Raw genomic sequence first — 11,225 nt, 5'->3', positions numbered from 1 at the left:
AGCACCGTACCCGGAGGCAGGCGCCATTCGACAATGTCCTCGCGCAGCGACCAGTAGGCGCGTTCGCTGGCACGCATGCCGCCTCCCTCCCCGTTTCCCTGGCCGTGGTGACACTTCGAGTGTATACACAGAGGCGCACAACTCAAGGGGTTTCGCTAAATTCTCTCTCTTATGTATACATACTCCTTGTTGTGCGTGGAGAGGGCACCTTAGTATGAACTGCATCACAGCCAATGCGAGGAGGCCCTGTCGTGGAAGGCAGCTACCGCAGCACGTATGAATTCAGTTGCCGGGAACCGGAGCGCTTCTGGCTCGATGCCGCAGCTGCCATCGACTGGGACAAGCCGCCGCGGCAGGCGCTCGACGACAGCGCTGCGCCGATCTACCGCTGGTTCCCCGGGGCCGAACTGAATACCAGCGCCAATGCACTGGACCGCCACGTCGCCGCCGGACAGGGGGATGCCGTTGCGCTGGTGTACGACTCAGCCATGCTGGGCACGCGGCGCCGTTACACCTACCGGGAGCTGCTGCAGGAAGTGGAACTGTTTGCCGGGGCGCTCCAGGCCCGCGGCGTCGGGCGCGGCGACCGGGTCATCATCTACCTGCCCATGGTGCCTGAGGCAGTCGTCGCCATGCTCGCCGCGGCCCGCCTGGGCGCCGTGCATTCGGTGGTCTTCGGCGGATTCGCGCCCCGGGAACTCGCGGCCCGGATCGAGGACGCCCAACCGTCGGCCATCGTCACCTGCAGCGGCGGGATCGAACCAGCGCGCCGGGTGGAGTACCTGCCCGCCGTGGCCGCGGCCCTTGCGCTCTCCGGCCACCGGGTGGCGGATGTGATCGTCAAGGCCCGCAGCGGCTTCGAGCACACGGTGGGCAGCTTTGGGGCCGGACGGGACGCCGGGGACACCCGCTGGCACGACTGGGATGAGTTGGCGGCGGAGGCCGGACCGGCCGGCCCGGTCAGTGTGGCCGCCACCGACCCGCTCTACATTCTCTACACTTCCGGCACCACCGGGGCGCCCAAGGGAGTGGTGCGGGACAACGGCTCGCATGCCGTCGCCCTGGCCTGGTCCATGAAGAACATCTACAACGTGGGACCCGGCGACGTCATGTTCACCGCCTCGGACGTGGGCTGGGTGGTGGGTCATTCCTACATCGTCTACGGCCCGCTGCTGGCCGGTGCCACCACCGTGCTCTATGAAGGCAAGCCGGTGGGCACGCCCGATGCCGGCGCCTTCTGGCGGGTGGTCCGGGACCACCGGGTCAACGTCCTGTTCACCGCGCCGACGGCATTGCGGGCCATCCGCAAGGCGGACCCGGAGGCGGCCCTGGTGCGGCAGTACGACACATCCAGCCTGCGTACCCTGTTTGCCGCCGGGGAGCGGCTGGATCCGGAGACCTGCCGCTGGGCCGCGGCAGCCCTCGGGGTCCCGGTGATCGACCACTGGTGGCAGACGGAGACGGGCTGGCCGATCGCCGCCAATCCAGTGGGCCTGGAGCAGCTGCCGGTGAAGCCGGGCTCGCCGTCGGTGCCGGTGCCGGGCTACCGGCTGATGGTGGTGGACGGAGCCGGCGAGCCGGTGCCGGCCGGGGTCGAGGGCAATATCGTGATCAAGCTGCCACTGCCCCCAGGGACCCTGGCCACGTTGTGGGGCAGCGACGAGCGGTTCATCCAGTCCTATCTGAAGGTCTTCGACGGGTATTACGCCACGGGGGACTCCGGCTACCTGGACGAGGACGGCTACCTGTTCGTGATGGGCCGCACCGACGATGTCATCAATGTCTCCGGCCACCGGCTCTCCACCGGTGCGATGGAGCAGGTGGTGGCGGCGCATCCGGCGGTCGCCGAATGTGCCGTGATCGGGGTGGCCGATCCGGTCAAGGGCCAGCGGCCCAGCGGCTATGTGGTCCTGAAACAGGGCTCGGAGATCGACGAGGCGCAATTGCGCGCGGAACTGGTGGCACGGGTCCGGGAGCAGATCGGACCGGTGGCGGACTTCAAGGACGTCCGGGTCGTTCCGGCCCTGCCCAAGACCCGCTCGGGCAAGATCCTGCGCAAGACCATGCGCCAGATGGCCGACGGGGCGGAGTACACCGTCCCGTCGACCATCGAGGACCCCTCGGTCCTGGACGAGCTGCTGCCGGTGCTCCGCGGTGCGGCCCGCCCCGCGGCCGGAGAGCCCGGGCCCCGTCCCTAGCCCGGTCCCGTCCTAGTCCGTCCGGCGGAACGCGGCCAGCGGGTTGGCCAGCCTGCCCGCTACCTGCAGGCTGCCGGACGGATCGGCCAGATCCAGCATTTGGCGGTTGTTCCGCAGCTGCAGGCGGTTCAGGCAGGACAACGCGAAATCCTCGCTGAACAGGTCGTGACGGGCAAAGGCGCCGGCCAATTCGGGGTGCTCCGCCTGGTAGGTGTGCACCACCTCCGCCACCGCGGACCAGAACGAGTCCTCGTCCAGCTGTCCGTCCCCGACCAGGACCGCGCTGAGGAAGCGGAAGAAGCAGTCGAAGACATCGGTGAAGATGGCAAGGACCACCTCGGCTTCGGGAATCTCCGCCCGGATCCGCCGTACCGGCTCCGGGAGTGCCAAGGGATCGCCCATGAAGACGACTTCCTCGCCGATGTCCTTGATGACCGCCCGTACCGGCACGCCGTCCTCGAGGACCAGGATGACGTTTTCGCCGTGCGGCATGAAGGCCAGCTCGTAGCGGTACAGGCAGTGCAGCAGGGGCACCAGGTAGGCCCGCAGATAGTGGCCGAGCCACCGGCGTGCGCCGAGCCCGGACCGGTCGATCAGCGCGGAAACAAACGGGACGCCGCCGTCGTCGACATGCAGCAGCGCGGCCATAGTGGCCAGCTGCTGCCCGGGCCGCAGCAGCGGCAGGGGGCTTTCCCGCCACAGCGCCGCCAGCATCTTGCGGTACGGGGAACCTGCGGGGGCGGCCGTTTCGTAGTAGCCGTTGCGGTAGCCCACCGCTGCCCTTTCCCGCAGCATCGACAGCCCGTGCCGCTGCAGGGTGGGGTCCTGCATGAGGAGGGTATCCAGCCAGTCGTTGATCTGCGGGGTCGAACGCATGTACTCGGGCGAGAGCCCGCGCATGAACCCCATGTTCAGGATGGACAGGGCCGTCTTGACATAGCAGCGTTCCGGGCTGGCCAGGTTGAAGAACGTCCGGATGGACTGCTGGGCCTGGTAGGGTTCGGGGCCCGGGCCGAGCGGGACCAGCAGGCCGCGGGCGATGTCTGCCGCGAAGGTGACGGCCAGCTTGTGCTCCCACTGCCAGGGATGGACAGGCATCAGCAGGAACTGCTCCGGGTCTGCTCCCGCTGCGGCCAGTGACTCCTCCAAGGCTGCCAGGCCGGCGCCCAGTTCGGATGCCAGCAGGGTGCGGTAGTCCAGCCCGGCCCCCGCGGTGAAGTCGGCCCGGCTGCGGTGCACCCCGATCCAGAGCAGCTGCACCGGGCGGCCGGCCTCCGGCGCGTAGGCCAGGTAGTCGCGGAGGCCGAAGCCCAGCCGGCCGTTGTTGGCCACGAAACAGGGATGGCCCTCGGTCATGGCCGCCTCGATCGTCTGGAAATCGGCTGCCGGATCGGCGCCGGCCGTCACGCCTGCCGCCAGCTCGGCGGAGCCGGGCCTGCCGGCCTGGTGCTTGAAGGCCCTGCTGGCCAGGGTGCTGCTGATCTCCTCCAGGTACACCGGCAGCATCTCCGCTCCGATGCCCAGGCTGCCGCGCAGCTCCAGGATGAGTTCCAGGGCATCCAACGGCAGCTCCTGCGCGCCGTCACCGTACTTGCGCAGCGAGGCCGGGTCGATGGCCCAATGGTCCAGCTGGAGGCGGCGGGCGCTGAAACGGTACTCGGCGGTGCCGTCGTCGCTGCGCACCCGGTACGTTCCGGAGCCACCGTCGCCGAGTGCTTCGGGTGTGAGCAGCCGCTCGTGGGCGAATTCGGTCAGTGCCTTGGCGACCAGATGCCGGTTGGCGGCTTCCCAGCGTTCTGGGGTCAGATGACCTGCGTTCAGATGCCCGGCGTTCGGATGCCCGGCGCCTGCGGGCGGCCGGAGGTCTTCCGCCGTGGGGACGGGCGGGGCGGGGGCGAGGGGGATGTTCACGGTGCGTTTCCTTCCAGGATTGCAGCGCGGCCGGGCTTCAGCTGCCGCAGGGCGTCGGTGTACTGCCGGCGGGTGCACAGGCTCAGCCAGGCCACCTTGTCCGGCAGGCGGACCAGGGCCTGCTTGCGGAAGCCCACCCGGGCGTTGAGGGCGTGGATCTTGTGGTTGGCGGCGTCCGGTTCAACCACCACACGTGCCACGGCGGGGTCGGCGAACAGTTCGTCCATGACCGCCGTCATCACGGCGGTGGTGAAACCGCGGCGCGGCAGCCTGGGGGGCGATACCAGCAGATGCATGCCGGCGTCGCCCGGCTGTCCGTCGTAGAGGCCGTGCAGCGGGGACCGGGCGGGGTCGTAGCGTTCCATCAGGAACGCCGGTGTCCCTCCCTCCAGCCCCAGGTATGCCCGGTGGTGGCCCGAGGCCTGCAGCTGCGCGTATTCACTGGCCACCTGCCCAACGGTGGCCGACTGCATGCCCCAGAACCGGGCGTAGTCAAGGATGACCCAGGAGTGCAGCAGTGCGGCGTCGGCGTCCGGGTCCACCGGCCGGAAACCGAACCTCATACCGCCACCCGGGCCCGGGCCGGCAGGCCGAAGTGCTGGAAGGCGATGCTTTGCTCCACCGGGTAGACCTCCCGGCCCAGGATTTCGCGGATAATGCAGGAATTGCGGTACGCCGCCATGCCCAGGTCCGGAGCGCTGAAGCCGTGGGTGTGCAGTTCGGCGTTCTGGACGAAGAGGTCGTTCGCCGCGGCGCCGATACCGTAGTTGCGTCCAACGTCGAACCGGCCGTCCGGGCCGCGCCGGATCCGGCCGGCAATGCCGGCCAGGAAGGCCGGCTCCCGGTAGTGGTATCCGGTCGCCAGGACGACGGCGCCGGTCCGAAGGCGGTACTCTTCCCCGAGTTCCTCGTGGCGCAGCTGGAGCTGGTGGCTGCCGGTAGCGGGATCGAAGCCGGCGCCGGTGAGGGCCGAGTGGGTCAGCAGGGAGGTGGCCACCGGCCCGGCAAGGCTCTTGGTGTAGAGCAGGTCGTAGATCTGGTTGATCAGGGCTTCGTCGATGCCCTTGTACAGGTTCTTCTGCCCGGCGTTCAGCCGTTCGCGCGTGGCTGCCGGCAGGGCATGGAAATAGTCCACATACTCGGGCGAGGTCATTTCCAGCGTCAGCTTGGTGTACTCCAGCGGAAAGAACCGTCCGGAGCGGGTCACCCAGTCCAGGCGGTAGCCGTGCACATCGATGTCCTGCAGCAGGTCGTAGTAGATCTCCGCCGCGCTCTGGCCGCTGCCTACGATCGTGATGCTGGACCGGGCCTGCAGCTCGGCCTTGCGGGACAGGTAGTCGCAGCTGTGCAGCACCGGCCCCCCGGCCGCCAGGATGCCCGCGGCGGCGGCCGGGACCGAAGGGCTGGTGCCGGTGCCCAGGACCAGGCGCCGGGCGCGGATGACTTCCGGGCCGCGGGGACCGGCGGCGTGGAGCTCGTAGGCGCCGTTCCGGTACTGGAGAGCGGTGACCTCGGTGCCGAAGCGGACATTCGGCAGCTGCCCGGCCACCCATTGGCAGTACTGGTTGAACTCCGTGCGCAGCGGGTAGAAGTTTTCGCGGATGTAGAAGGGGTACAGCCGCCGGGTTTCCTTGAGGAAGTTCAGGAACGAGTACGGCGACGTCGGATCGGCCAGGGTGACCAGGTCGGCCATGAACGGCACCTGCAGGTGCGCCGATTCGAGCATCATGCCCGGGTGCCAGTCGAAGCCCGGGCGGCGCTCCAGGAAGACGGCGTCGAGCTCTTCCAGCGGCGCGGCCAGCGCCGCCAGGCCGAGGTTGAACGGCCCGACGCCGATCCCGGCCAGGTCGTGGATCCGGGTCATGCGGCACCCCCTGCGGACGGACGGAGGGCAGTACCGGTACGCCGGAGCAGTTCGATGATCCGGCGCAGGTCGCCCAGGGCTGTGTCCGCATTGAGCAGCGTGAACTTCAGGAAGTGCCGCCCGCCCACCTTCGTGCCGGCGACCACCGCCTCGCCGGAAGCGAACACGGCCGCCCGGATGCGCGGGTTCAGGACGTCGGCCTCGTCATCGGACATGCCGTCCGGCTTGTACCGGAACACTACCGTGCTCAGCTGCGGGCGGGCGGCCAGTTCGAAGTCCGGATCCGCCTCCAGCAGGCAGCCGGTGCGGGCTGCCAGGTCGATCACCTCGTCGAAGAGCGCCCCGACGCCCGCGGCCCCCATCGTGCGCAGGGTCAGCCAGAGCTTGAGCGCGTCGAAACGGCGGGTGGTCTGGATGCTCTTGTCCACCTGGTTGGGAATGTCCTGCCGGGCCGCGCTCTCGGGGTTCAGGTAGTCCGCATAGTAGGTGACGTGGCCCAGGGACGCCCGGTCCCGCACCAGCACCGCACTGGAGCTGACGGGCTGGAAGAAGGTCTTGTGGTAGTCGACGGTGACCGAATCGGCCAGGCCGATGCCGTCGAGCAGGTGCCGGTGCCGGGCCGAGACGATCAGGCCGCCGCCGTAGGCGGCATCGACATGGAACCAGCTGCCGTACGCGCGGGCGAGTGCGGCGAGCTCGGGCAGCGGGTCGATGCTGCCGAAGTCGGTGGTGCCCGCCGTAGCCACCACGGCCATCGGCACCAGCCCGGCGCTGCGGCAGCCGGCCAGCTGCCGGGCCAGTTCCGCCGGGTCAATCCGGCCGTCGGCCCCGCAGCGGATGCCGACGACGCCGTCGTACCCCAGCCCGAGCAGCGAGGCGGACTTGCGGATGCTGAAGTGGCTGGCCTCCGAGGTGAAGATCCGCAGCCGGTCCAGCAGCACAGGCAGGCGCTCCCGGGAGGCTTCGCCGCGCAGCTGTGCCACCGCATGGTTGCGCGCGATCAGAAGCGCCTGCAGGTTGGACTGGCTGCCGCCGCTGGTGAAAACGCCGTCACTGCCCGGTCCCAGCCCCAGCAGGGAGGTGGTCCAGTCGACCAGCCGGCGTTCGATCATGGTGGCTCCGGCACTCTGGTCCCAGGTGTCCATCGACGAATTCACCGCCGAGAGCACTGCCTCGCCGACCAGGGCGGGGATGACCACGGGGCAGTTCAGATGGGCGGCATAGCCGGGGTCGTGGAAATATACCGCGTCGCGCAGGTACAGCGGCTCCAGTTCGGCCAGCGCCTCGGCGATGCCGCCCAGCGGGGCATCGAGGTCGACGGCGGCCACCCGGGCGGCCAGCTGGGCGGGGGTGGCCCCGGTGCAGGGCCGGGTGGTGCGTTCCATCGTGGCGGCGACCAGGTCCACGCCCTGCAGGACCTCGGCCCTGTAGCGGGCGCTGTTGGCGGTATTGAGCAGGAAACGGGAGGCAGCGTCCCGGGCTGCTGTCTTCTCGTGCACTGCTGTCTTCTCGTGCACTGCTGTCTTCTCGTGCACTAAGGGCAGGGTCGTCACTGGGGGATTCCTTGCTGTCGGCATCAATATGGGTGCTAGCTAAGCACAGGCTTACCTTACTTAGGTAATCCTTAACGTCAAGAACCCATGACGTAATTACGGAGTGGTGGAGATGTTTTCGCGCAGGTCAGCGCCAGCGGTATTCGTTTTCCGGCCGTCCGGGGGTGCCGTAGCGGGCGCTGCGCTCCAGCCGCCCGGCATCGGCCAGATGCTCCAGGTAGCGCCGGGCAGTGACGCGCGAGATGCCCAGCGCCTCCATCACCTCGGCGGCGGACACCGCGGCCGGCGCGTCCCGGACGAACTCGGTCACGGCCGCCAAGGTGGAGGCGGAGAGCCCCTTGGGCAACGGAAGGTCGGCGGGCGCCCGCAGGCTGGCGAAGGCCAGGTCCACGCCGCGCTGGGACGCCTGGGCCTGCTGGTCCTCGAGGCGGTGCCGGAAATCCAGGTAGCCTGCGAGCTTTTCGGCGAAGGTGGCGAAGGTGAAGGGCTTGATCAGGTACTGGACGATGCCGGCCGAAACCGCGCCCCGGATGATCTGCAGGTCCCGCGCGGCGGTGATGGCGATGATGTCGACGGTCAGGCCCGCGGTCCGCAGCCGCTGGCTCACATCCAGCCCGTGCAGGTCAGGCAGGTTCATATCCAGCAGGATCAGGTCGATGGGCCGGCCGGCGGCGGCCGCGTCGCGCACCGCACGCAGGGCACCCTGCCCGTCGCCCGCGGTGCCGGCCAGTGCGAAGCCGTCCAGCCGCTGCAGGTAGGCGGCGTGGGCCTGGGCGGCGACGGGCTCGTCGTCCACGACGAGCACCCGGACCGGCCGTTGCCTGGAATCACTGGAATGAGCGGTCATTGCCCGTCCTCTGTCCCAGCGGCAGGGCAACGGTGAAGACGGCGCCGCCCTCGTTGGCCACGGTCAGCTCACCGTTCAGCCGGCGCACAGCCTGGCGCACCAGTGCCAGCCCGATGCCCCGGCCCGAGCCGTGCTCCCGTCCCGGCTCGTCGGACAGCTTGGTGCTGTAACCGAGCTCGAACACCCGCTCCAGGTCGTCCTCGGGCACTCCCGGGCCATTGTCGCGGACCTCGATCCAGAGCCGGTCCGGCGTGCTGAGGAAATCGACGGCGACTTCCTTGCCGCTGTCCGGGCCTTCGCCGGCGTTCCGGGAGGTGACGGCGTCGAAAGCGTTGTCGATCAGGTTGCCGACGATGGTCACCAGATCCGCCGGATCCAGTCCGCTGGCTTCCAGGCGCTTGCCGGTCCGGCCGCCAGCGCTGCTGCCGTCGTCCTGCATGCTGCCTGCCGTGATGGTCAGGTCGATCCCGAGTTCGTTGGCCTGGGCGGCCTTGCCCACCAGCAGGGCGGTGATGAAGGGTTCGTCCACCGCGGCCACCACCTCGTCCGTCAGCTGCTGGGACTGCTGCAGGTCGCGCGCGGCGAACCGGACGGCTTCGTCGCTGCGCCCGAGCTCGATCAGCGACACGATGGTGTGCAGCCGGTTCGAATGTTCGTGGGTCTGGGCCCGCAGGGCGCCGGCCAGGGTGCGCATGGACTCGACCTCGCCGGCCAGGGCCTGGATCTCGGTGTGGTCCCGCAGGGTGGCAACGGTCCCGAGCCGCTGTCCGGCCGGGGCCGCCCCGGTCCGTTCCCGGGCGGGCCGGACCGGCCGCAGGGCCGGACTCTGGCTGACGACCAGGATCCGGTCCGCGGTGGCGTAGTACTCGTCCCGGACGGGCCGGCCGCTGAGGAACAGCTGCTTGAGCTCCGGCGGCAGCGGCACGGAGGCCAGGTCCGCCGGCGGGCCGGCCGGATCCAGCAGCGGCAGGCCCAGCAGCCGGGCCGCATGGTCGTTGTACAGCACCAGGCGGCCTCCGGTATCGACCATCAGCAGCCCTTCGCGCACCGAATGCAGCAGCGCTTCGTAGGAGGCGAAGATCCTGGAGAGCTGTTCCGGGCCCCAGCCGAGCGTGACCTGGCGCAGGTAGCGGCTGATCAGCCAGGACACCAGGGTGGAGAGCACCATCACCGCCAGGCCGGTCAGGATGACGAAGGGGAGCCGCGCGTTGAGCGCTACGGACACATTGGTGACCGTGACCCCGGCGGCCACCAGCGCGCGGACCGATCCCGCAGCGTCCGTGACCGGGACGATGGCCCGCACGGACGGCCCGAGGGTGCCGGAGTGGATCTCCGTTCCGGCCTGGCCGCGCAGTGCCTGCGCGGTGCTGCCGATGTACTTGCGGCCGATCTGGTCCGGATCCGGATGCGTGAAGCGCGTCCCGTCCGGGGCCATGATGGTGATGAAATCCACCGGCGTATCCCGGACGACTTCCTGGACATACGGCTGGAGCTGTTCGGTGGGGGAGCCGGAGCGGACCGCCTCCAGCACGAAGGGGCTGTCCGCGATGGCCACGGCCACCGACAGCATGCGCTGTTCGGCCTGCCGGTAGCTTTGGTTCCGGGCATCCAGAAACAGCACCGTGGACACGACGGCGGTCAGCACGGCGACCAGCAGGAGCTGGCCGGCAAAAATCCTGGCCGCAACGCTCCAGTTCTTCACCGCCGTCCTCCTTCCCGGTCTGCTCCTGCGGCAACCTTCAGCAACCTTGCTGCTGCTGGTCTCGATTCTCCCACCGCCGCGGAACGGCAGGCCGGGTGTGACCCGGCGAACAATATGAACGTAACAGTGGCGGCGGTCACGTTGGGCCTCACCATGGTGGGAAAGGGCCGGGAGCTGCCGGCCGGACAACCACCCGTCGATCACACCGTTCAACGATCAGGAGCAACCCATGGCATCATCGGTGCAGGTTCCCGCGGCTGAAACAAAGCCGAAGAAGAAGGACCGGACCCACTATCTGTACATCGCCGTGATCGCGGCGGTGGTGCTGGGTGCGGTGACCGGGCTCGCCGCTCCGGAGTTCGCCCAGTCGCTCAAGCCGGTCGGTACGGCTTTCATCGGCCTGATCAAGATGATGATCGCGCCGGTCATCTTCTGCACCATCGTGCTCGGCGTCGGTTCCATCGCCAAGGCCGCCACCGTCGGCAAGGTCGGCGGGCTGGCGCTGCTCTACTTCATGGCCATGTCCACCTTCGCCCTGGGCCTCGGACTTGTGGTCGGCAACCTGGTCCAGCCCGGCGAAGGCCTGGACATCCAGGGCACCAGCTACGAGGTGGAATCGACCGAGGGCCACGGCACCGTCGACTTCCTGCTCGGCATCATCCCGACCACGCTGCTGTCCTCCCTGACCGAAGGCAACATTCTCCAGGCCCTCTTCATCGCGCTCATCGTCGGCTTCGCGCTGCAGAAGATGGGCCCGGCAGGCCAGCCGGTACTGCGCGGCATCAGCCACATCCAGGCCCTGGTCTTCCGCATCCTGATCATGGTCATGTGGCTGGCGCCGGTGGGTGCGTTCGGTGCCATCGCCGCCGTCGTCGGCGCCACGGGCGTGCAGGCCATCGTCAGCATGGCCACCTTGATGATCGCGTTCTACATCACCTGCATCCTCTTCATCGCGGTGGTGCTCGGCCTGCTGCTGAAGCTGTTCACGGGAGTGAACATCTTCAAGCTCATGCGCTACCTCGGCCGCGAGTACCTGCTCATTTTCTCCACCTCGTCCTCCGAGGCGGCCCTGCCGCGGCTGATCGCCAAGATGGAGCACCTGGGGGTCTCGAAGCCCGTCGTCGGCGTCACGGTACCGACCGGCTACTCC

8 protein-coding genes are annotated in these 11,225 nt (G+C 68.9%); 2 read left to right on the top strand and 6 right to left on the bottom strand.

Annotation, left to right across the window (positions count from 1 at the left end):
• Positions 1-233 precede the first annotated feature (233 nt).
• Positions 234-2,198 carry an AMP-binding protein gene (locus tag HGG74_RS10610; protein ID WP_168486322.1) on the top strand — a complete coding sequence of 655 codons (1,965 nt, stop codon included), beginning with the start codon at positions 234-236 and terminating at the stop codon, positions 2,196-2,198.
• 12 nt (positions 2,199-2,210) lie between these two features.
• On the opposite strand, the gene HGG74_RS10605 is transcribed toward HGG74_RS10610, so the two are convergent.
• The 6 genes from HGG74_RS10605 to HGG74_RS10580 form a co-directional block, all read right to left on the bottom strand.
• The gene (locus HGG74_RS10605; protein WP_168486336.1) at positions 2,211-4,019 is read right to left on the bottom strand and encodes an IucA/IucC family protein; all 1,809 of its coding nucleotides are present in this window, start codon (positions 4,017-4,019) and stop codon (positions 2,211-2,213) included.
• Between the two features lie 86 nt (positions 4,020-4,105).
• Positions 4,106-4,672, bottom strand: coding sequence for a GNAT family N-acetyltransferase (locus HGG74_RS10600; RefSeq protein ID WP_168486321.1), 567 nt, complete (start codon positions 4,670-4,672; stop codon positions 4,106-4,108).
• Positions 4,669-5,973 (bottom strand): lysine N(6)-hydroxylase/L-ornithine N(5)-oxygenase family protein, encoded by a 1,305-nt coding sequence (locus HGG74_RS10595; RefSeq protein ID WP_168486320.1) that lies wholly within the window; start codon positions 5,971-5,973, stop codon positions 4,669-4,671. The genes HGG74_RS10600 and HGG74_RS10595 overlap by 4 nt, the downstream gene beginning before the upstream one ends.
• Positions 5,970-7,550 carry a pyridoxal phosphate-dependent decarboxylase family protein gene (locus HGG74_RS10590; protein WP_168486319.1) on the bottom strand — a complete coding sequence of 527 codons (1,581 nt, stop codon included), beginning with the start codon at positions 7,548-7,550 and terminating at the stop codon, positions 5,970-5,972. The genes HGG74_RS10595 and HGG74_RS10590 overlap by 4 nt, the downstream gene beginning before the upstream one ends.
• A gap of 103 nt (positions 7,551-7,653) precedes the next feature.
• A complete protein-coding gene (locus HGG74_RS10585) occupies positions 7,654-8,373 on the bottom strand; it encodes a response regulator (protein WP_168486318.1) in 720 nt (239 codons plus the stop codon).
• Positions 8,354-10,075, bottom strand: a complete 1,722-nt coding sequence (locus tag HGG74_RS10580) for a sensor histidine kinase (protein ID WP_168486317.1) — start codon at positions 10,073-10,075, stop codon at positions 8,354-8,356. Before HGG74_RS10580 ends, HGG74_RS10585 begins: the two co-directional genes overlap by 20 nt.
• A 229-nt stretch (positions 10,076-10,304) precedes the next feature.
• Here HGG74_RS10580 and HGG74_RS10575 point away from each other — a divergent pair.
• Positions 10,305-11,225: cation:dicarboxylate symporter family transporter (locus tag HGG74_RS10575; protein ID WP_246262815.1), on the top strand; the 921-nt coding region annotated here is incomplete at its 3' end.

It is taken from the genome of Arthrobacter mobilis (genome assembly GCF_012395835.1).
In the GTDB taxonomy this organism is placed as follows: Bacteria; Actinomycetota; Actinomycetes; order Actinomycetales; family Micrococcaceae; genus Crystallibacter; species Crystallibacter mobilis.
Note: the sequence above shows the minus strand (reverse complement) of the source record. Positions and strands in the feature narration are given on the sequence as shown.